The 20,609-nt window shown below is 41.0% G+C and carries 21 protein-coding genes and 2 tRNA genes; 21 read left to right on the top strand and 2 right to left on the bottom strand.

What is annotated here, in order from left to right:
* Window positions 1–9: 9 nt before the first annotated feature.
* The 5 genes from SB775_RS20865 (at window position 10) to SB775_RS20845 (ending at window position 2,223) form a co-directional block, all read left to right on the top strand.
* A complete protein-coding gene (locus SB775_RS20865; RefSeq protein WP_061465928.1) occupies window positions 10–273 on the top strand; it encodes an RNA-binding S4 domain-containing protein in 264 nt (87 codons plus the stop codon).
* Window positions 274–349: 76 nt separating this feature from the next.
* Window positions 350–658: a sporulation protein YabP gene (gene yabP, locus SB775_RS20860; RefSeq protein WP_053348985.1), complete on the top strand. Its 309-nt coding sequence runs from the start codon at window positions 350–352 to the stop codon at window positions 656–658.
* On the top strand, window positions 655–1,287 hold the full coding sequence (gene yabQ / locus SB775_RS20855; protein ID WP_284469088.1) for a spore cortex biosynthesis protein YabQ: 633 nt from the start codon (window positions 655–657) through the stop codon (window positions 1,285–1,287). Before yabP ends, yabQ begins: the two co-directional genes overlap by 4 nt.
* A gap of 13 nt (window positions 1,288–1,300) precedes the next feature.
* Window positions 1,301–1,687, top strand: a complete 387-nt coding sequence (locus SB775_RS20850; protein ID WP_061440340.1) for an FtsB family cell division protein — start codon at window positions 1,301–1,303, stop codon at window positions 1,685–1,687.
* Window positions 1,688–1,767: 80 nt separating this feature from the next.
* Window positions 1,768–2,223, top strand: coding sequence for a S1 domain-containing RNA-binding protein (locus tag SB775_RS20845; RefSeq protein WP_061440341.1), 456 nt, complete (start codon window positions 1,768–1,770; stop codon window positions 2,221–2,223).
* Window positions 2,224–2,421: 198 nt separating this feature from the next.
* Here SB775_RS20845 and SB775_RS20840 read toward each other — a convergent pair.
* Window positions 2,422–2,493 (bottom strand) — tRNA-Glu (locus SB775_RS20840).
* 20 nt (window positions 2,494–2,513) lie between these two features.
* Window positions 2,514–2,587, bottom strand: a tRNA-Met gene (locus tag SB775_RS20835).
* A gap of 327 nt (window positions 2,588–2,914) precedes the next feature.
* Between SB775_RS20835 and spoIIE the strand changes: the two genes are divergently transcribed.
* From spoIIE to lysS, 16 genes are all read left to right on the top strand, one after another.
* The gene (spoIIE, locus tag SB775_RS20830) at window positions 2,915–5,389 is read left to right on the top strand and encodes a stage II sporulation protein E (RefSeq protein ID WP_061440342.1); all 2,475 of its coding nucleotides are present in this window, start codon (window positions 2,915–2,917) and stop codon (window positions 5,387–5,389) included.
* A 201-nt stretch (window positions 5,390–5,590) separates the two neighbouring features.
* On the top strand, window positions 5,591–6,328 hold the full coding sequence (locus tag SB775_RS20825; RefSeq protein WP_089364284.1) for a VWA domain-containing protein: 738 nt from the start codon (window positions 5,591–5,593) through the stop codon (window positions 6,326–6,328).
* Entirely contained in the window at window positions 6,294–7,292 is a 999-nt protein-coding gene (locus SB775_RS20820; RefSeq protein ID WP_410863121.1) for a protein kinase domain-containing protein, read from the top strand. Before SB775_RS20825 ends, SB775_RS20820 begins: the two co-directional genes overlap by 35 nt.
* Before the next feature lie 91 nt (window positions 7,293–7,383).
* Entirely contained in the window at window positions 7,384–8,778 is a 1,395-nt protein-coding gene (gene tilS / locus SB775_RS20815) for a tRNA lysidine(34) synthetase TilS (protein ID WP_410863120.1), read from the top strand.
* A gap of 32 nt (window positions 8,779–8,810) precedes the next feature.
* On the top strand, window positions 8,811–9,350 hold the full coding sequence (hpt, locus tag SB775_RS20810) for a hypoxanthine phosphoribosyltransferase (RefSeq protein WP_089364294.1): 540 nt from the start codon (window positions 8,811–8,813) through the stop codon (window positions 9,348–9,350).
* A gap of 117 nt (window positions 9,351–9,467) precedes the next feature.
* Window positions 9,468–11,528 (top strand): ATP-dependent zinc metalloprotease FtsH, encoded by a 2,061-nt coding sequence (gene ftsH / locus SB775_RS20805; protein WP_081108653.1) that lies wholly within the window; start codon window positions 9,468–9,470, stop codon window positions 11,526–11,528.
* 181 nt (window positions 11,529–11,709) lie between these two features.
* Window positions 11,710–12,489 carry a type III pantothenate kinase gene (locus tag SB775_RS20800; protein WP_061440345.1) on the top strand — a complete coding sequence of 260 codons (780 nt, stop codon included), beginning with the start codon at window positions 11,710–11,712 and terminating at the stop codon, window positions 12,487–12,489.
* A 35-nt stretch (window positions 12,490–12,524) separates the two neighbouring features.
* Window positions 12,525–13,406: an Hsp33 family molecular chaperone HslO gene (gene hslO / locus SB775_RS20795; protein WP_061440346.1), complete on the top strand. Its 882-nt coding sequence runs from the start codon at window positions 12,525–12,527 to the stop codon at window positions 13,404–13,406.
* A gap of 19 nt (window positions 13,407–13,425) precedes the next feature.
* Complete coding sequence (locus SB775_RS20790) at window positions 13,426–14,322, top strand: peptidyl-prolyl cis-trans isomerase (RefSeq protein WP_410863118.1); 897 nt, start codon at window positions 13,426–13,428, stop codon at window positions 14,320–14,322.
* A 127-nt stretch (window positions 14,323–14,449) separates the two neighbouring features.
* The gene (gene cysK, locus SB775_RS20785; protein WP_061440348.1) at window positions 14,450–15,376 is read left to right on the top strand and encodes a cysteine synthase A; all 927 of its coding nucleotides are present in this window, start codon (window positions 14,450–14,452) and stop codon (window positions 15,374–15,376) included.
* A 161-nt stretch (window positions 15,377–15,537) separates the two neighbouring features.
* A complete protein-coding gene (folP, locus tag SB775_RS20780; RefSeq protein ID WP_089364288.1) occupies window positions 15,538–16,374 on the top strand; it encodes a dihydropteroate synthase in 837 nt (278 codons plus the stop codon).
* Between the two features lies 1 nt (window position 16,375).
* Window positions 16,376–16,735 carry a dihydroneopterin aldolase gene (gene folB / locus SB775_RS20775; protein ID WP_410863116.1) on the top strand — a complete coding sequence of 120 codons (360 nt, stop codon included), beginning with the start codon at window positions 16,376–16,378 and terminating at the stop codon, window positions 16,733–16,735.
* Window positions 16,736–16,737: 2 nt separating this feature from the next.
* Window positions 16,738–17,265 carry a 2-amino-4-hydroxy-6-hydroxymethyldihydropteridine diphosphokinase gene (gene folK / locus SB775_RS20770; protein WP_410863114.1) on the top strand — a complete coding sequence of 176 codons (528 nt, stop codon included), beginning with the start codon at window positions 16,738–16,740 and terminating at the stop codon, window positions 17,263–17,265.
* The gene (locus tag SB775_RS20765) at window positions 17,217–17,429 is read left to right on the top strand and encodes a helix-turn-helix domain-containing protein (RefSeq protein WP_410863112.1); all 213 of its coding nucleotides are present in this window, start codon (window positions 17,217–17,219) and stop codon (window positions 17,427–17,429) included. Before folK ends, SB775_RS20765 begins: the two co-directional genes overlap by 49 nt.
* Before the next feature lie 22 nt (window positions 17,430–17,451).
* Window positions 17,452–18,450 carry a tRNA dihydrouridine synthase DusB gene (dusB, locus tag SB775_RS20760; protein WP_410863111.1) on the top strand — a complete coding sequence of 333 codons (999 nt, stop codon included), beginning with the start codon at window positions 17,452–17,454 and terminating at the stop codon, window positions 18,448–18,450.
* A gap of 187 nt (window positions 18,451–18,637) precedes the next feature.
* Window positions 18,638–20,137, top strand: a complete 1,500-nt coding sequence (lysS, locus tag SB775_RS20755; protein ID WP_284469083.1) for a lysine--tRNA ligase — start codon at window positions 18,638–18,640, stop codon at window positions 20,135–20,137.
* Window positions 20,138–20,609: the final 472 nt, after the last annotated feature.

The following is a 20,609-nucleotide window of genomic DNA, read 5'->3' as shown; positions in this document are numbered from 1 at the left end:
TGAATGTCGATGAGATTGGATAAATTCCTAAAAGTTTCAAGGTTGATCAAACGCCGCACACTTGCGAAGGAAGTTGCGGATAAAGGGAGAATCACGATTAACGGACAACAGGCAAAAGCAAGTTCGAGTGTTAAAGATGGTGATGAATTAACTGTACGATTCGGTCAAAAGCTGGTTACTGTGCGAGTCGATAAAATTCAAGAAACGACGAAAAAAGAAGCGGCTGCAGATATGTATTCCATCATAAAGGAAGAGAAGCTAGCAGAGGAGTAAGGACAGGCTTGGTTCTAATTCCCTTCTTACGGACATACACTTGTACAAAATCAGTGGTACTGTGAGGGATGAAAAAATGAGCCAATATATTGATCCGAATGCTGGTTACACAAAGGGAACGATCCAAGAGCATGATGTAACGATGAAAGGCCGCCGTTTACTTGATATTACCGGTGTCAAACAAGTGGAAAGCTTTGATAATGAAGAGTTTTTGCTAGAAACATCAATGGGATTCTTATCTATCCGGGGCCAAAACTTGCAAATGAAGAATTTAGACGTTGATAAAGGCATCGTTTCCATTAAGGGAAAGATTTTCGACCTCGTTTATTTAGATGAGCAATCAGGGGAGAAGGCTAAAGGCTTCTTTGGCAAATTGTTCAAATGACCTTAACGACCCAATTTTATACGTTGCTTGCGATGATAGGCATGGGCAGTGCCTTTGGGGCTGCCCTGGATACGTATAGCCGGTTCCTGAAGCGTTCAGAAAGGAAAAGGTGGATTGTATTCATCCATGATTTCCTTTTCTGGATCATTCAGGGTCTCCTTATTTTTTATGTTTTGTTTTTAGTGAATGAGGGAGAATTTCGCCTCTATTTATTTTTGGCCTTATTATGCGGTTTTTCAGCTTATCAAGCACTTTTCAAAGGGTTCTATCAACGTTTTTTAGAGCTTTTGATAATACTGGTGATAAAGTTGGCGAGATTTATAACTGATGCGGTTCAAATGCTGATATTTCTTCCGATAAAATGGTTAATAGTATCTGTAATAGCCATTATTATCGGGATAGGTAAGTTCGTTTTAGCATTACTAAAATGGGCGGGGAAAATACTTCTCTTTATTTTAAATATTTTCTGGAGGCCATTAAAATGGATTCTGACCTATATATGGAATTTATTGCCGGTTTTTGTTACGAAAAACGTCGGGAAGTTTTATAATAAAGGAAAAGGGATTTTATTGAAAATAAAGAATTCTATAAATAGAACGCTAAATAGATGGAGAACTAAAAAGAAATGAGGAGCGATAATACATGAGTAGCCTTGGTAAAAGGAAAGTGGCAAAAATAGAAAATCCCTACGTCGCTCAACAAGAGAAAAAAGTACAAACAGTAGAAAAAAAGAAGCGTGGTCTAATGCGTAGATTGACACTTTACTCAGTTTTCGCCGCTGTCTTTTTGATTTTGGCTGTTCCCACCCTTCTAACGCAAAATGTTGCACTTGATGAGAAAATTCAACAGAAGAAAGAATTGAAGGGTAAGTTAGCTAAATTGGAAAAGGACGAGACCCTTCTTAAAGAAGAAATCGTAAAGCTTAATGACGATGACTATATAGCGAAAATAGCCAGACGGGATTATTTCTTATCTGAAAAAGGTGAAATCATTTTTACCCTTCCAAAAGGGAAGGAAGATAGTGACTAATATTGACACTGTTTTTTTACTTTCGTTATAATATAGAGTGAAGAGATTTTTTAACATTTCTAAGGAGGAACATTTTTTTTATGTCAATCGAAGTAGGCAGCAAGTTACAAGGTAAAGTAACAGGCATAACTAATTTTGGTGCATTTGTAGAGCTCCCTCAAGGTTCAACCGGTCTTGTCCATATCAGTGAAGTGGCTGATAACTATGTCAAAGATATTAATGATCATTTAAAAGTGGGCGATACAGTCGAGGTGAAAGTCATCAATGTGAAAGATGGCAAGATTGGCTTGTCCATAAAAAAAGCGATAGACCGTCCTGAAGCTGAGCAAAAACCTGCATACACACCACGTCCGCGCCAAGGAAGAGGGAATGACAGCCGTTCCAAAGACTTCCGCTCGAAAGGTAACAGTTTCCAACCCAAGGAAAACTTTGAGCAAAAAATGGCTAAATTCTTAAAAGATAGTGAAGACCGCTTAACGACCCTTAAACGTAGCACCGAAACGAAACGGGGAGGTCGAGGAGGAAGACGCGGATAAAAACTGCTGCTGAAAATAATAGTTTAGCTACTTTTCCTGTGAAATTATTCATAGTGTAGATAAAGGCAAGCTTGCTGGCTTGTCTTCTTTTAATTATATAAGGCTTTACTTATGGTAATAAAACCTTCAAACGACAATAAAAAGCGCCTCTGTACACTTATTCGGATAAGTGTACAGAGGCGCTTTCGGTGTATATGATGACCCGTACGGGATTCGAACCCGTGTTACCGCCGTGAAAGGGCGGTGTCTTAACCGCTTGACCAACGGGCCGTGATTTTAATAGAAAAAGATAGCGGCAGAGGGGATCGAACCCCCGACCTCACGGGTATGAACCGTACGCTCTAGCCAGCTGAGCTACGCCGCCATAATGGTAAGTGCTACTGAAGCACAAGTTATATCTTACATTCGTGAAGGAAAAATGTCAACAAAAAAAATAAAGTTTGTCGGTTTCCATTTCCTTATTATTTATTCGTGTTATTTTCCGCAAAAATAACCTAAAAACTTTGCTTTTCTTCAAAAAAAAAAGAACGCCTGTTTCTGTATTGAAAAAAAAGGTACAAAAACCTGTATACAAATGATTGTTCAAGAAGAATTTCGTCGAACGTTTTTCTTATCCTCTTATAAAATTCTGACAAAAAAATAAACAAGCCCTCTTTATAATTAAAATCACTAATATGAATGGGGTGTTGAAATGGAAAAAGTGGAAAGACCTATGATGGAACCTCTTGGAGATGTTCAGTTAAAAGAAGCGAAGGCAGGGGCCATCAACTGGATCCAACAACTGCAAACGAAGACGGAAGATATATTCATAAAGAAAGGTATCTCTTTAGCCATTATCGGTTTTTTATTAGGACGGGCATTAATTCTTTCTCAGTTGGCACCATTTGGACTTCCGTTTTTTGCAGCAGTTTTTCTCATGAGGCGTGACAGGGCTCCACTAGCTTTATTCGGATTGATTGCAGGCGGGCTCACCGTTCATTATTCCAATAGTTTGGTCATCTTTGCATCGGCGTTCCTGCTTCTGTTATTTCATAAGATCAAGAAGCCCGCCGTTGAAGGGCAATTCAAAACGATGTCGATGTACGTCTTTGCTTCACTATTCCTGGTCAACCTGGCCGAACAATATCTGGTATTTCGAACGATTCAGCTGTACGACTTAATGATGATAGGAGTGGAAGCGGGACTCGCCATGATTTTAACCTTAATCTTCATACAGTCCATCCCGCTGCTAACCATACGGACAAAGTCCCAATCATTAAAGACGGAGGAAATCGTAAGCCTCATCATCTTACTGGCTTCGGTAATGACTGGAACCATAGGCTGGATGATATACGATTTATCACTCGACCATATATTCTCACGATACCTGGTCCTCCTCTTTGGGCTGGCGGGAGGGGCCGCCATAGGCTCCACTGTAGGTGTAGTTACTGGATTGATATTCAGCTTGGCAAGCATTGCCAGTCTTTATCAAATGAGCCTTCTCGCTTTTTCCGGACTTCTGGGCGGGTTGTTGAAGGAGGGAAGGAAGATAGGGGTCGCCGTAGGCCTCTTAATTGCTACGTTACTGATAGGTTTATATGGTGAGGGCACCAATAATATTATGGTGACCCTTTATGAATCACTTGTAGCTGTGGCTTTATTTATATTAACACCGTCATCCATAATCAACAAAATAGCGAAACACATACCGGGAACAGTCGAGAATTCTGATGAACAGCAGCAGTATGCCCGGAAAGTGAGGGATGTTACGGCTCAAAGGGTGGAGCAATTCTCACATGTATTTGAGGCGCTTTCAAATAGCTTTTCCCAAGTGGATGAAAGGGGGAGATTGGAGGAAGATGAGAAAGAATTCGATTACTTCTTGAGTAATGTAACGGAAAAGACGTGCCAGCTCTGTTTTAAAAAGGAACAATGCTGGTCCAAGAACTTCAATACAACCTATGACGGTATGCAGGAAATTATGATTCAATTAAGTGAAAATGATGGACAGCTCCCTCAAAAGACTTCGAAAGAATGGGGGAAATATTGCAGCCGCGGACCACAGGTCATTGGGGCGATATCACAGGAGCTTACTTATTTTGAAGCAAACCAAAAGTTAAAAAGGCAGGTGAAAGAAAGCCGGAAACTAGTTGCGGATCAGCTGAGGGGCGTTTCTGCAGTAATGGATGATTTTGCGAAAGAAATTCAAAGGGAAAGGAAAAATCATCATGTACATGAAGAATCCATCATGGAGGCCATCCAGGATTTTGGCCTCCATATAGGCCATGTTGAAATATACAGTCTAGAACAAGGAAATGTTGATATAGAAATGAGTGTCCCATACTGCCAGGGCAGAGGGGAATGTGAAAAGTTGATAGCCCCTATGCTTTCGGACATTCTAGGGGAAACGATAGTCGTTCATTCAGAAGAGTGTGCAACATATCCAAACGGGCAATGTGAGGTGATATTTAGGTCAGCAAAAAAATTCACGGTCGAAACGGGTGTAGCTCATGCTGCCAAGGGGGGAGGGCTTGTTTCAGGAGATAGTTATACGACCATGGAAATTGGTTGCGGTAAATTCGCAATAGCCATTAGTGATGGTATGGGAAATGGGGAAAGGGCCCATTTTGAAAGTACAGAGACATTAAAGCTGCTTCAAAAATTTTTACAATCGGGAATAGAAGAAAAAATAGCCATTAAATCCGTAAACTCCGTATTATCTCTACGCACTACCGATGAAATATTTTCAACTCTTGATTTGGCAATGATAGATCTTCAGGACGCAAAGGCTAAGTTTCTAAAAATCTGTTCGATACCGAGTTTCATTAAAAGGGGTGATAGGATAATAAAAATTGAGTCGAGTAACCTGCCTATGGGAATCATCCAGGATTTCGATGTTGATGTTGTATCAGAAGAGCTGAAGGCAGGGGATATATTAATCATGATGAGCGATGGAGTGTTCGATGGTCCCTCCCATGTCGAAAATATCGAGTTCTGGCTTAAACGAAAGATCAAGGAAATGGAGACAGAAGATCCGCAGGAAATTTCGGATTTAATATTGGAAGAGGTCATCCGAACAAAAGGGATAATAGATGATGATATGACAGTGGTAACGTCCAAAATTAAACATAATACACCGAAATGGGCATCCATTCCCGTTTCTCCAAAACGTAAAAAGGCCCAGTAGGGGCCGTTCATATATATAAAATAAATAAAACTAAAAACGAGGTGGTGTGTTGGTAGACGGGTAAAAGGTAAAAAGATGGACTTTAGAAAAATTTAATGAATCCACTCCATGAATGTGAATTGATTGCGTAAGCCTTTGGCGTATAATTTCCCCCTTTTTAGTCAATTATGGTAACAGATTGAAAGGAAGGGAGAGCAAAACATGAAAGCAGGAACATTAAGGCAGATTTTGCTTATAACCGACGGATGTTCAAATCATGGTGAGGAGCCCTCTGCCATGGCTGAATTAGCAAGGGAGCAAGGCATAACCATCAATGTAATAGGTGTAATGGAGAATGATGTGATAGATGAAAAGGGACTTAAGGAAATCGAGAAAATTGCTGGTTCAGGAGGTGGCGTAAGTCAAATAGTCTATGCCCAGCAGTTGTCCCAAACCGTCCAAATGGTGACCCAAAAGGCGATGACCCAAACTATACAGGGAGTTATCAATCGTGAACTTCAACAAATACTGGGAGATTCAAGAACGATGGAGGATCTTCCGCCGGAAAAACGTGGAGAGGTAATGGAGGTGGTCGATGAGCTTGGGGAAACAAGCAAGCTCGAAGTACTGATACTTGTTGATACCAGTGCAAGCATGAAACATAAATTGCCTACTGTAAAAGATTCCTTATTAGATCTTTCCCTTAGTATGAATGCAAGAATGGGTGACAGCCGTTTTTCAGTATTCGTATTTCCTGGGAAAAGAAATGATGTGGAAAAGTTGCTGGATTGGACGCCGAACCTTGAAGCCTTGACGGCAACTTTTCCTAAGCTTAGTACAGGGGGACTTACTCCGACAGGTCCAGCCATTCGTGAAGCTCTAACATATTTCAATAAAAAACGTTCATTGAGGGGATTGTTATCACATGATGATGAACAATACTTTGAGGAATCAATGTAACCTCCTCCCTGGCGGTTTGGTCACTGGAAAATGGAATAAAAACGAGTACAAAATAATTAAGGAATTGGGGTGTGGAGCGAACGGGATCGTCTACTTGGTTGAAAGTGAAAATCGTCATTATGCTTTAAAGCTCAGTGATAATGGGACGTCCATTATTTCGGAGATGAATATCCTAAAATCCTTCTCAAAGGTCCAGGGGTCTACCCTTGGACCTTCCTTTTTGGAAGCGGACGATTTCATCAAAGCAGGAAAGCAGCTCCCGTTTTATGTCATGGAATATATCCATGGACACGATTTTTTGCGTTTCATTGATAAGAAAGGGCCATCGTGGATCGGGGTCTTAATGCTTCAGCTTTTAACCAGTTTATCTGCCCTGCATACAAATGGCTGGGTGTTTGGGGATTTAAAACCTGAGAATTTGATAGTGACTTCACCAGCCTACAAAGTGCGGTGCGTCGATGTAGGCGGAACCACCTTAATTGGCCGATCCGTTAAAGAATTCACCGAGTTCTTCGACAGAGGTTACTGGGGACTTGGATCAAGAAAGGCTGATCCGCAATATGACTTGTTCGCAGTGGCGATGATTATCATCAATTCTTCCTACCCTAAACGTTTCCACAAGAACGGGGAGGGGTATAAACAGCTTAACGACTTGATTAAACAGAAAAAGGAATTGCACCCATATAGAAAGATGCTGGATAAAGCACTCCGTGGGCAGTATGATTCAGCCCTTCAAATGCGAGAGGATTTAGTCACTGTGTTAAGTAAGCAAAATCATTTGAACAAAAAGGGACCGGGCCAGGCAGCGACGGGGCAGCCTTCAACAAAGCAACCTGCAACAAGGCAAGCCAGAAGGTCCCAAAACCATTCCAACAATAAGAGGGGAGGCTTTTTTGAAACCTTTTTACTGGTAGCCATAATATCGATGCTCTATGTTCTTTACATATATGAACAGTTGTTATGATATAGTTAATGGATGAATGCATGGAATAATTGAAACCATTTCATGTTTGAATCGTATAAACTAATACCTGTCCATAAAGAAGGAAGATTGTATGTTAAAGGAAAAAGTTCTGAATACCATTTATAGAAACGAATTGATTCAGGAAAACTCGAAGTTGCTCATAGGGGTTTCAGGGGGACCGGACTCGTTGGTGCTTCTCCATATCCTTAAGGAAATTCAATCACTTTTTCATTACGAGATGATTGTTGCAAGTGTTGACCATATGTTTCGTGGTGAGGAATCATATGAAGATTATAAATATGTCGAGCATATATGTGAACAGTGGGGCATCGCATTTGAAGGAAGAAGGATTGATGTTCCTGCCCGGATGGAACAGACGGGGGAAAGCTCACAAATAACGTCAAGAAAGGCACGCTTTGCTTTCTATGAAGAAATGATGGATAAGCATCAAGCCTCCACTCTTGTCCTGGGACATCATGGAGATGATCAAATCGAAACGATGCTCATGCGTTTAACAAGAGGGGCGACAGGTAAAGCAAGAGCAGGCATTCCTATAAAAAGACGTTTTCACACGGGTCATTTGATCAGGCCATTTCTTGAAATCACGAAAGGCCAAATTATTGAATATGCGGGCCATCATAATATTGAACCAAGGTTTGATCCGAGCAATGAAAAAGATGACTATGTAAGAAATCGCTTTAGACATGAAGTTCTTCCATTTTTAAAGAAAGAAAATAGAAAGGTTCATGAGCATTTTCAACGATTCAGTGAAGAACTTTATGAAGATGAAGAGTTTTTTCAGAACCTTGTTTCAAGCAAAATGACCGAGGTTTGGATCCATCAGGATAAGGATCAAGCGGTTATTCAGATTGATAAGGTTCTCGCGATGCCTAAACCTTTACAAAGAAGAGCGATTCAACTAATATTAAACTATCTTTATTTGGAGAGACCTTCATCGCTTTCGGCATTACATATTGATCAACTTTTAGTTTTGTTTTTAAATCCTCAACCATCTGCAGAATTGCATCTTCCGGAGGGCCTTATTGCTGAAAAATCATATCAAACTTGCACTTTTAGATTTTTTCGGCAAAAAAGCCATAAATATTCCCTTAAATTACAAATTCCCGGTGAGACTATTCTTCCGAATGGATACAAGATTAAAGCGCACTATATAAAAGAAGAAATTCCAGTCCTTAAAGGAAATCATTCTTTTATACTTCCCGAATCAGCTGTGAAGTTTCCGCTTACAGTCCGAACCAGGAATGAAGGCGAACGGATGGCAGTCAAGGGATTAGGTGGAACTAAAAAGTTGAAGGATATTTTTATTAATGAGAAAATCCCGATGCTAGAAAGAAATGTGTGGCCGGTCATCATCGATCAAGCTGGAACGGCCATTTGGCTTCCTGGTTTAAAGAAATCGAATGTTGAGCCGGATATAATTTCTGATGAAAAATCTTTAATCTACTTAGAATATAAAAAAGCTTAATTCTTCATGGGGGGCAATTAATTACTATGACCATGCAAAACGACATTGAAAAAGTGTTAATAACTGAGGAAGAACTACAAAAAAAAATCAGGGAATTGGGTGCGCAGCTTGAAGCTGATTACCAAGGTAAGTTCCCGCTGGCTATCGGAGTGCTGAAAGGCGCCATGCCATTTATGTCAGATTTACTGAAACGCGTGGATACACATCTTGAAATGGACTTTATGGATGTTTCAAGCTATGGTAGCTCTACTGTATCTTCCGGTGAAGTGAAAATCATCAAAGATCTTGATACATCCGTTGAAGGCCGGGATATTTTAATCATCGAAGATATTATCGATAGCGGCTTAACCCTTAGCTATCTTGCGGAACTTTTCCGTTATAGAAAAGCAAAATCAATTAAAATCGTTACCCTATTGGATAAACCAACAGGCAGGAAAGCCGATATCACTCCTGACTATGCTGGATTTATCGTTCCTGATGCATTTGTTGTCGGATATGGTCTTGATTTTGCAGAAAAGTATCGTAATCTCCCGTATATTGGCATATTGAAGCCTGAAATTTACTCGAATTAATCGTTCCTGTTCGAAAGAGAAGACCAGATAAAAACAGCGGTGTTAAATTATTGTAATTCATTAATTTTGTATGATAGTATTTACTATAGTTTGTTTACCCGTGGGAGGAGGTAAGGGATGAATCGGATCTTCCGTAATACCATATTTTATTTACTGATCTTTTTGGTCATCATTGGGATTGTAAGCATCTTTAATAATAACAATGAACCAACAGAGAAAATGACCCAAGATGAATTCTATAAACATTTGGAGAGTGGGGACGTTACAGCACTAACGATGCAGCCCGAAAGCAGTGTGTTTGAAATCACAGGGAAGCTCAAAGGTTATGAGGAAAACAAATACTTTGTGACGTACGTACCTTTCAGTGAATATTCGCAGAGTCGAATTAATGATGCCGTAACTAAGTTGGGTAAAGACATCATCACTGTTGAACCTCCAGAAAAGACAAGTGGCTGGGTGACATTTTTCACTTCAATCATTCCATTTGTAATCATTTTTATCCTCTTCTTCTTTTTACTTAACCAAGCTCAAGGTGGCGGTGGTGGCCGTGTCATGAACTTCGGGAAAAGTAAGGCGAAATTGTATAATGATGATAAGAAAAAAGTACGCTTCAATGATGTTGCCGGAGCGGACGAAGAAAAGCAGGAACTTGTCGAGGTCGTTGAATTCTTAAAAGATCCTCGCAAATATGCCGAGCTTGGAGCCCGTATTCCTAAAGGGGTACTTTTAGTCGGGCCTCCTGGTACAGGTAAAACTTTACTTGCACGGGCAGTAGCTGGTGAAGCCGGTACTCCTTTCTTCTCGATCAGTGGTTCTGATTTTGTTGAAATGTTTGTAGGTGTCGGTGCATCCCGTGTTCGTGATTTGTTTGAAAATGCTAAGAAGAATGCACCATGTATCATCTTTATCGATGAAATTGATGCAGTCGGTCGTCAACGTGGCGCAGGTCTAGGTGGCGGTCACGATGAACGTGAACAAACACTGAACCAACTACTTGTAGAAATGGATGGTTTCGGTGGGAATGAAGGAATCATTATCATCGCTGCGACTAACCGTGCTGATGTATTGGATCCGGCATTATTGCGTCCAGGACGTTTTGACCGTCAAATTACGGTTGGCCGCCCAGATGTTAAAGGCCGTGAAGAAGTATTGAAAGTGCATGCACGTAATAAACCTTTAGCTGAAACGGTTGATTTGAAAGCGATCGCTCAGCGTACACCAGGATTTTCTGGTGCAGATCTTGAAAACTTACTGAATGAAGCGGCGCTTGTCGCTGCCCGTCAAGATAAGAAGAAGATCGACATGTCCGATTTGGATGAAGCTTCGGATCGCGTTATTGCGGGACCTGCTAAGAAAAATCGTGTCATTTCCAAAAAGGAACGGAATATTGTAGCATGGCATGAAGCTGGCCATACCATTATTGGATTGGTTCTCGATGATGCCGAAGTCGTTCATAAAGTTACGATTGTCCCTCGTGGTCAAGCTGGCGGATATGCAGTTATGCTGCCGAAAGAAGATCGTTTCTTCATGACGGAGCCTGAACTGAAAGATAAAATCGTAGGACTTTTGGGTGGCCGAGTATCCGAAGAAGTTACATTCGGAGAAGTGAGTACCGGAGCGCATAATGACTTCCAGCGTGCAACTGGCATAGCTCGAAGCATGGTTATGGAGTATGGTATGAGTAAGCTCGGACCTCTTCAATTCGGTAATTCTCAAGGTCAGGTCTTCCTAGGCCGCGATTTTAACAATGATCAAAATTACTCAGATGCAATAGCATATGAAATTGATCTTGAAATTCAACGCATCATCAGGGAAGCTTACGAAAGATGTAAGACGATTCTTACTGAAAATCGTGAAAAACTTGATTTGGTTGCAAAAACCTTGCTTGAAGTGGAAACACTTGATGCTGAACAAATCAAAAGTTTATTCCATAACGGTAAGTTGCCAGAACGGGATTATACCGCTTTGAATGGGAATTTAACTACTGATGAGAATGTCAAGGTGAACATCAATACGAAGAAGGAAGAAAAAGAGGCCCTATTAGATCCATTGGATAAGAGAGGACCTGAGGACCTTGAAATAACGGAGGAAGGATTGAATACTCCTCCAATCAAAGAAGGCACACCTCAAGATCAGCCGCTTTCCTTCCCGAACGAAGATGACAATAAAAAGTCTTAAGTTGACTATAAGAAAAGGGTATTTCCGCCTCGGAAATACCCTTTTCTAACTCTTAAAATGACTTTGGGGACGTAAGAAAAAGATGCTGGGATTTTTTTACCTTACGAAAAGCGCGACTAATAGCGTGGGAAATAACAGTGTGGTATGATGTTGGAGAATAATTTACCGGAGTGATGAAACGATGATTTTTGTATTGGATGTTGGGAATACGAATACTGTATTAGGCGTATACGATGAAGATATTTTAAAATATCATTGGCGAATTGAGACTAGCCGTCATAAAACAGAAGATGAGTATGGAATGGTCATAAAGTCTTTACTGCAACATGAGGGTCTTTCGTTTGATCAGTTTGATGGAATCATTATTTCTTCGGTAGTTCCGCCGATTATGTTTGCGCTTGAACGTATGTGTAAAAAATACTTTGGCATTAAGCCGCTTATAGTGGGGCCTGGAATAAAAACTGGATTGAATATTAAATACGAAAATCCCCGTGAGGTGGGAGCGGACCGGATCGTTAATGCTGTTGCAGGCATTCAGGAATATGGAAGCCCTCTCATTATCGTGGATTTTGGCACGGCAACGACATATTGCTACATAAATGAGGATAAACAATACATGGGCGGAGCCATTGCTCCGGGCATAAATATTTCTACAGAAGCACTTTATTCAAAAGCGGCCAAACTTCCAAGGATAGAAATCAGCCGACCTGAAGGAATCATTGGCAAAAATACGGTATCCGCCATGCAGGCTGGTATTTTGTTTGGGTATGTTGGACAGGTTGAAGGAATCGTTAATCGAATAAAGGCGCAAAGTAATCTAGAGCCAACGGTAATAGCGACAGGCGGACTGGCTACCTTAATTGCTAATGAGTCTACTGTGATTGACGTTGTTGAGCCATTTTTAACTTTAAAGGGATTGCAGCTGATTTATAAACGAAATCGTGAACAAGTGAAGAAGTGAAGAAGTAATTATACAGCATGGAAGGAGCATAACAAATGAAGGATTATCTAATAAAGGCGTTAGGCTATGAAGGACAGGTACGGGCATATGCTGTTTCAACAACTGATACCGTAGGAGAAGCTCAACGACGTCATTATACATGGCCTACTGCTTCCGCTGCCCTTGGGCGTGCAATGACGGCAGGTGTGATGATGGGCGGAATGTTAAAAGGTGAAGAAAAACTGACGATTAAAATCGAGGGCGGTGGCCCGATTGGATCCATCCTGGTCGACAGCAATGCGAAGGGAGAAGTCCGCGGATATGTGACCCACCCGCAAACCCATTTTGATTTGAATGAACAAGGAAAGCTGGATGTCAGGAAAGCGGTGGGGACAGACGGAGTGTTGACTGTAGTGAAAGATATTGGTCTCCGTGATCATTTTTCAGGTCAAGTACCGCTTGTATCGGGGGAATTAGGTGAAGATTTCACTTATTACTTCGCTACTTCCGAACAGGTGCCTTCTTCTGTAGGAGTGGGGGTCCTGGTGAATCCGGATAATTCGATACTTGCAGCAGGTGGATTTATCATTCAATTGATGCCAGGCACATCCGATGATACGATTTCCAAAATCGAGAGTCGTCTAAGCACAATAGCTCCTGTTTCTAAGATGATCCAGAAAGGTCTGACTCCTGAAGAAATCCTAACCGAGATTTTGGGTGAGGGCAATGTGAATATTTTAGAGAAAATGGATGTTGCATTTTCCTGTCAATGTTCAAGGGAAAGAATTGCCAATGCATTGATTAGCCTTGGACAAGATGAGATCCGGGATATTATTGAGACAGAGGGACAAGCGGAGGCACAATGCCATTTTTGTAATCAGACCTACCAATTCTCGAAGGAAGATCTCGAGGAACTAGAAGCAGAAACCAAAAAATAATTTACGGGGGATAAGGGTTTTGCCTAAACAAAAGCTTCGGGCGATTATTGCCGGCCTTGCATTGTTGAACCTGTTGACCATCATAATCTTTGTCATAAAACCGTTGATCATTTCAAAATCCGTCATTGGGCAGGAAACAGTCGCAAAGGTTGGTTCCAAGGATATTTCCCGGGAAGCATGGATTAATGAACTCGAAAAAAGGTATGGGGAAGATGTACTTGAGGAAATGGTCGATAAAGAGGTAGTGAAACAGGCAGCGGAAAAATACAAAGTGAAAACTTCGGATGAAGAGATCGATCGGGAACTTAAAATGATGAAAACAATGTATGGAACTGCCGGTCAGACTCTTGATAAAAGTACGGATCAATTGAGGCAGGAAATTCAGTCTAGTCTACTCCTTGAAAAGCTCCTCACAAAGGATGTTTCGGTTTCCGAAACGGCAATGCAGAATTACTATGATAATAATAAGGATATTTACCGAATTCCTACTACTTTCCATATTTCCCATATTACCTTGTCTACAAAAAAGCAGGCGGACCAAATCATACGTGAACTGGAGAAAGGTGTCTCCTTTAATGTCTTAGCGATGGAAAAATCCCTTGATGAATTCACTGCCAATCAGGGAGGCGACATGGGTTATATATCGCAGGATAATGAGCAAGTCTCCAAGGAATACATTACCGCTGCCGAGAAATTGAAGGCTAAAAAGTGGAGTGATCCAATACAAACGGAAGATGGTTGGGCCATTATCTATCTGCATGAAAAAATAGAGGGCAAGCAGTATAAATATGAAGAAGTTAAAGATAAGATTCACCGCCAAATAGCTCTTGAACAGATTCAGGCACCGGTCTCCGGGAAGATTTTCTGGGATGAATTTAATGTAGAATGGTTTTATGGATTGAAAGAACAAAAGTAGGTCAATGGATTGTGTGAAAATTTAGAATATAGTATATAATCATTGACAATGAACTATTAAAACTGGTAACTTTAATTAATAAAACCAATAAACATACTCGGTATTGAAATGATAAGGAGTGGAGAAAATGGCACGTATAGCTAATTCTGTAATCGATTTAATTGGACAAACACCTATTGTGAAGTTAAACAAGCTTCAAAATGAAAACAGTGCAGATATTTATTTGAAACTTGAGTATTTTAACCCAGGCAGTAGTGTAAAAGACCGTATCGCCCTTGCGATGATCGAAGCAGCAGAAAAAAACGGTAACCTTAAGCCAGGTGATACGATCATTGAACCTACAAGCGGAAATACCGGAATAGGACTAGCGATGGTAGCGGCAGCCAAAGGCTATAAATCAATCCTGGTCATGCCGGAGACAATGAGCCTGGAACGCCGTAACTTGCTTCGCGCTTATGGGGCAGAGTTAGTTCTTACACCTGGTCCAGAAGGAATGAAGGGAGCAATCGCTAAGGCAACTGAGCTGTCTAAAGAAAAAGGTTACTTTATTCCGCAGCAATTCGAGAATGAAGCCAACCCTGAAGTTCATCGTAACACTACTGGCCCTGAAATCGTTGAAGCCTTTGGTGATGAAGGTCTGGATGCATTCGTTGCCGGAATCGGTACTGGCGGAACCATTACTGGTGCTGGTGAAGTCCTGCGTGAAAAGTATCCTGACATTAAAATTTACGCTGTTGAGCCTGCGGATTCTCCTGTATTATCCGGTGGGACCCCGGGGCCCCATAAAATCCAAGGAATCGGTGCAGGCTTCGTTCCAAGTATTTTAAATACAGATCTCTATGACGAAATCATTCAAGTCAATACAGAAGAATCGTTCGATTACGCCCGTAGAGCAGCGAAAGAGGAAGGGATTCTTGGCGGAATTTCTTCTGGAGGCGCAATTGCTGCGGCTATTAAAGTGGCTGAAAAACTGGGAAAAGGCAAAAAAGTCCTTGCTATCATACCAAGTAATGGTGAACGTTACTTGAGTACACCATTATATAACTTTGAGTGAGACCAGATACTAAATGAGAAGCAAAGTTCCTTATGGGCTTTGCTTTTCTTTTTGTAGAAAAGTCTGCGAAGTATTTCTAATCTTCACGGAGGGTTGCACTATACCTATGTAAATGGGTAAACTCGTATATATAGATTTTTTTAGGCGAAGGAGAACGTTGGATGTCATTAGCTGAGGTATCAAAAATAACATGCGGTTCATTTGATTTGGATTATAGCAAGAAAACCTTAATTATGGGGATTTTGAATGTTACGCCGGACTCCTTTTCGGATGGCGGGAAATATAATCGGGTAGATGCTGCTTTGAAGCATGCCGAACAGATGGTCAACGACGGAGCGGATATTTTGGACGTAGGCGGAGAGTCCACCCGTCCTAACTATGAGAGGATATCGGATGAGGAGGAGATTGAGAGAGTAGCCCCGATTATTGAGGCCATTTCCCGTAATATTGAGATACCAATATCGGTCGATACGTATAAATCAAGAGTTGCGGAAGAGGCAGTAAAAGCAGGAGCCCATATATTAAATGATATTTGGGGAGGAAAAGCCGATTCCTTGATGGCGAAGGTTGCGGCGGAATATAAGGTGCCGATTATCTTGATGCATAACAGGGATAATATGGGTTATGGACATTTTGTTCGGGATGTACTTCAAGATTTATTCGAAAGCATCATGTTGGTAAAGGATGCGGGAGTCAAGGACGAAAACATCATTCTCGATCCAGGCATTGGATTTGCGAAAGATTTAAAGTTAAATTTGGAAATGATGAGGAATCTTGATAAGCTGGTATCATTAGGTTATCCTGTGCTGCTTGCGACATCAAGAAAGTCCATGATTGGACATGTTCTGGACCTGCCGCCTAGTGAGCGGATGGAAGGCACCGCCGCTACAATCTGCCACGGCATTCAGCAAGGCTGTCAAATGGTTCGCGTACATGATGTGAAGGAAATGGCACGGACTGCAAAGATGATGGATGTTCTTTTAGGAAAAGGTGAATGAAATGGATAAGATATATGTGAATAAAATGGAGTTTTACGGTTATCATGGAGTTTTTCCGGAAGAAACGAAGCTTGGTCAGCGGTTTAAAGTGGATTTAATCGTCCAGACTGATTTAGCCAATGCTGGGAAGAGTGACAACCTTGAAGACTCAATCAACTATGGCGAGTTATATGAAGTGTGTAAAAGTGTTGTTGAAGGAGAACCTTTTAAGTTAGTGGAAGCTGTTGCTGAAAAAATTGCTTCTGAACTACTTACTAAATATTCTTCCATCGAGACATGCACCGTGAAGGTATATAAACCAGATCCCCCTATAGCGGGGCACTATGACTCGGTAGCTATAGAAATTGTAAGGGGACGCTGATTGTGGTAAATATTGCTTACCTTTCTATAGGATCGAACTTAGGGGATCGCCTTGATACTTTCCGAACGGCTTTCCAATTATTGTCTGAGGACCCGCATATCCAGTTGGCGGCCTGCTCTTCTTTATATGAAACAGACCCGATAGGATATGCCGACCAGGACTGTTTTTTAAATGCTGTCCTTAAAGTGAAAACTGATTTAGAACCAGAGGAATTACTTCGCGCCTGTATGAAAATCGAAACCGATTTAGGGAGAAAAAGGGAAATCAGGTGGGGTCCCCGTACTTTAGACCTTGACATTTTGTTATATAATCATGAAAATATTGAGACAGAGATTCTTTCAGTCCCGCACCCTCGTATGCACGAGAGGGCTTTTGTTATCGTGCCTTTAATGGAAGTGGACCCTGATATTAGGCTTCCGCACATGCATGCACCTTTGAGCGACTTGCTTGAACAGATTCCGGATAAAGAAGGAGTTCGATTATGGAAGGTGAAAAATGGGGAAGGCGTATTCGCGCTTTTCGAAAGTTAAAGGGTTATACCCAGGAAGGGTTTGCGAGGGAAATAGGTGTTTCCGTTTCCTTGCTGGGAGAAATAGAACGAGGGAACCGCAACCCTTCAGAGGCATTTTTACTGGAAGTGGCGGAAATTCTTCATGTTTCCATTGAGGAGCTTCAGCCACCTGACGATAAATGAAAGCATGTTATAGGAGGTCAACGTGTTAAAAATTGGCGATATAGAAATGAAGAATCCGGTAGTTCTGGCACCGATGGCGGGAGTCTGTAACTCGGCGTTCCGCTTGACCGTCAAGGAATTTGGTGCTGGTCTTGTTTGTGCGGAGATGGTCAGTGATAAGGGAATCGTTTTACAAAATGCTAGAACGATGAATATGCTTTATATAGATGAAAGAGAAAAGCCGTTAAGCTTGCAAATCTTTGGCGGTGAAAAGAAATCCTTGGTCAAAGCTGCTCAATTCGTAGATAAAAATACAAATGCTGATATCATTGATATCAACATGGGGTGCCCTGTTCCGAAAATCACGAAGTGTGATGCTGGTGCGAAGTGGCTTCTCGATCCAAACAAAATTTATGAGATGGTTTCAGCGGTGGTTGATGCAGTTGAAAAGCCGGTAACGGTTAAAATGCGCATTGGCTGGGATGAAGAGCATGTGTTTGCGATTGAAAATGCTCAGGCTGTTGAACGCGCAGGCGGTAAAGCTGTTTCCATGCATGGGAGAACCCGGGTTCAAATGTATGAAGGGAAAGCTAACTGGGATATCATTCGTGAAGTGAAGAAATCGATTAATATCCCTCTTATAGGTAACGGTGATGTGGAAACTCCGCAGGATGCGGAAAGAATGCTTAAAGAAACGGGTGTTGACGGGGTCATGATTGGCCGTGCAGCTCTAGGTAACCCGTGGATGATTTACCGGACTGTAAAATATTTAGAAACGGGTCAACTGATGGATGAACCTACAGTTCGTGAAAAGATGGATGTTTGTGTACTTCATATGGATCGTCTGATTGCACTGAAAAACGAAAACGTCGCTGTCCGTGAAATGCGTAAGCATGCTTCTTGGTACCTAAAAGGTGTTAAAGGGAATGCCAAGGCACGTAAAGGGATTAACGATTGTGAAACAAGGGAAGATGTCGTGAGCCTTCTTTATGGAATGGTCGATGAGATTGAAGCGAAGGAAATGAACATTCAAATGGTCTGATGTTGACTTCGCCTTCCTGTTTTCCTATAATACGCATATCTTAAACTGCCATTAAACCTGGCAGTTTTTATATATACATAAAGAAGTTTTTAAGATAAAAAGCTGTTGAATTCTCGTACTTTATGTAAGAATAAATACGTATGCAAAAGAATTTCTGATAAATTATATAAAGCTTTTATTAATAAAGATGGAGATGATTTTCGTGAGTCATGAAGAATTGAATGACCAACTGCAAGTGAGACGCGATAAAATGCAGGCCATGATTGATAATGGACAAGACCCATTCGGGAGCAGATTCGAGCGCACACATAACACTCAAGAGATAGTTAGTGCTTATGGGGAATTAGAAAAAGAAGATCTTGAAGAAAAAGAAATTGAAGTTACGATCGCTGGCCGGGTAATGACTAAGCGTGGAAAAGGGAAAGCGGGATTTGCCCATATTCAGGATATTAGCGGCCAAATCCAAATCTACGTCCGTTTAGATAATATAGGTGAAGATGCTTACCAAATTTTCAACCAAACGGATCTGGGCGATATCGTAGGGGTCACTGGTGTAATTTTCAAAACGAAAGTCGGGGAACTTTCCATTAAAGCTAAAGAATATGTGTTCCTTGCTAAAGCGCTTCGCCCATTACCTGATAAATTTCATGGTCTAAAGGATGTTGAAGAGCGTTATCGGAAACGTTATGTTGATTTAATTACAAATGAGGAAAGTAAAAACACGTTGATCATGCGCAGTCGTATTGTACAAGCCATGAGACGATATCTTGATGATCATGGATACCTTGAAGTAGAGACGCCTCTATTGCACTCTGTTGCTGGTGGAGCTGCTGCACGCCCTTTCCTTACTCATCATAATGCATTGGATATGTCTTTGAATTTAAGGATTGCCATCGAGCTTCATCTAAAACGCTTAATCGTTGGCGGATTAGAGAAAGTTTATGAAATAGGACGGGTTTTCAGGAATGAAGGAGTATCTACAAGACACAATCCGGAATTCACCTTGATTGAATTATACGAGGCATATGCTGATTACCAAGATATCATGAGTTTAACCGAAAACCTGATTGCCCATATAGCACAAGAAGTTCTGGGGACGACTACCATTCAGTATGGGGAGTATGAAATAGAGTTAAAACCGGAATGGAAAAGACTTCACATGGTTGATGCTGTAAAAGAATATACAGGTGTGGACTTCTGGACTCAAATGAGTAAAGAAGAAGCCCAACAGCTTGCTAAAGATAACGGAATTGAAGTTAAGGAATCCATGGAATTTGGTCATATTGTAAATGAGTTCTTTGAACAGAAGGTTGAAGATAAGTTAATTCAACCTACATTCATTTATGGACATCCAGTGGAAATCTCTCCGTTAGCAAAGAAAAACCCGGAAGATTCCCGTTTTACCGATCGTTTTGAGTTATTCATTGTGGGTAGGGAGCATGCAAATGCCTTCACGGAACTTAATGACCCTATTGATCAACGTCAACGCTTTGAAGCACAATTAAAAGAACGAGAGCAAGGTAATGATGAGGCTCATGAAATGGATGAAGATTTCTTGGAGGCTTTAGAATACGGAATGCCGCCAACTGGCGGATTGGGAATTGGTGTTGACCGTTTGGTTATGCTATTGACCAATTCTCCTTCTATACGTGACGTGCTGTTATTCCCGTTAATGAGACACCGTTAATAATATAAGGTAATTATGATTGCAGGGCCGAATTCGGACGGCTGGGATTCAGGAGTGTAGCTCATGATCCCGGTAAGTTCAATTCGGTTTTTGTTTTTTAATTATAATTTCATGTCATTTAATTGATTGGATTCTAGGGTTGGAAAGAAAAACAACATTATCTCAAAAAAACTTTATAAAAGGTATTGCGCAGTTACCGTAATGGTGTTATATTTATATCTGTCGTTACGAACGAGTTGCAAACGGATTACAAACTTTTAAAAAAAGTTTTAAAAAGTTGTTGACTCAGAGTGATGAAAATGTTATTATTAATAAGCTGTTCCGAAAGAAATTGCTCTTTGAAAACTGAACAAAACAAAGCGCCAACGTTAAATTTTAAGTGAGCACACACTATTAAAAAAGCAAAATGAGCAAGTCAAACATTTCTTCGGAGAGTTTGATCCTGGCTCAGGACGAACGCTGGCGGCGTGCC

It is taken from the genome of Peribacillus sp. SIMBA_075 (assembly GCF_046534585.1).
The sequence above is the reverse complement of the archived record's forward strand: the minus strand, read 5'-3'. Positions and strand labels throughout refer to the sequence as shown.

Excerpts from the sequence above, each read along its gene's own strand:
- SB775_RS20865 (WP_061465928.1), top strand. The coding sequence starts at position 10 with ATGAGATTGGATAAATTCCTAAAAGTTTCAAGGTTGATCAAACGCCGC.
- yabP (WP_053348985.1), top strand. The coding sequence starts at position 350 with ATGAGCCAATATATTGATCCGAATGCTGGTTACACAAAGGGAACGATC.
- yabQ (WP_284469088.1), top strand. The coding sequence starts at position 655 with ATGACCTTAACGACCCAATTTTATACGTTGCTTGCGATGATAGGCATG.
- SB775_RS20850 (WP_061440340.1), top strand. The coding sequence starts at position 1,301 with ATGAGTAGCCTTGGTAAAAGGAAAGTGGCAAAAATAGAAAATCCCTAC.
- SB775_RS20845 (WP_061440341.1), top strand. The coding sequence starts at position 1,768 with ATGTCAATCGAAGTAGGCAGCAAGTTACAAGGTAAAGTAACAGGCATA.
- spoIIE (WP_061440342.1), top strand. The coding sequence starts at position 2,915 with ATGGAAAAAGTGGAAAGACCTATGATGGAACCTCTTGGAGATGTTCAG.
- SB775_RS20825 (WP_089364284.1), top strand. The coding sequence starts at position 5,591 with ATGAAAGCAGGAACATTAAGGCAGATTTTGCTTATAACCGACGGATGT.
- SB775_RS20820 (WP_410863121.1), top strand. The coding sequence starts at position 6,294 with ATGATGATGAACAATACTTTGAGGAATCAATGTAACCTCCTCCCTGGC.
- tilS (WP_410863120.1), top strand. The coding sequence starts at position 7,384 with ATGTTAAAGGAAAAAGTTCTGAATACCATTTATAGAAACGAATTGATT.
- hpt (WP_089364294.1), top strand. The coding sequence starts at position 8,811 with ATGCAAAACGACATTGAAAAAGTGTTAATAACTGAGGAAGAACTACAA.
- ftsH (WP_081108653.1), top strand. The coding sequence starts at position 9,468 with ATGAATCGGATCTTCCGTAATACCATATTTTATTTACTGATCTTTTTG.
- SB775_RS20800 (WP_061440345.1), top strand. The coding sequence starts at position 11,710 with ATGATTTTTGTATTGGATGTTGGGAATACGAATACTGTATTAGGCGTA.
- hslO (WP_061440346.1), top strand. The coding sequence starts at position 12,525 with ATGAAGGATTATCTAATAAAGGCGTTAGGCTATGAAGGACAGGTACGG.
- cysK (WP_061440348.1), top strand. The coding sequence starts at position 14,450 with ATGGCACGTATAGCTAATTCTGTAATCGATTTAATTGGACAAACACCT.
- folP (WP_089364288.1), top strand. The coding sequence starts at position 15,538 with ATGTCATTAGCTGAGGTATCAAAAATAACATGCGGTTCATTTGATTTG.
- folB (WP_410863116.1), top strand. The coding sequence starts at position 16,376 with ATGGATAAGATATATGTGAATAAAATGGAGTTTTACGGTTATCATGGA.
- SB775_RS20765 (WP_410863112.1), top strand. The coding sequence starts at position 17,217 with ATGGAAGGTGAAAAATGGGGAAGGCGTATTCGCGCTTTTCGAAAGTTA.
- lysS (WP_284469083.1), top strand. The coding sequence starts at position 18,638 with ATGGAGATGATTTTCGTGAGTCATGAAGAATTGAATGACCAACTGCAA.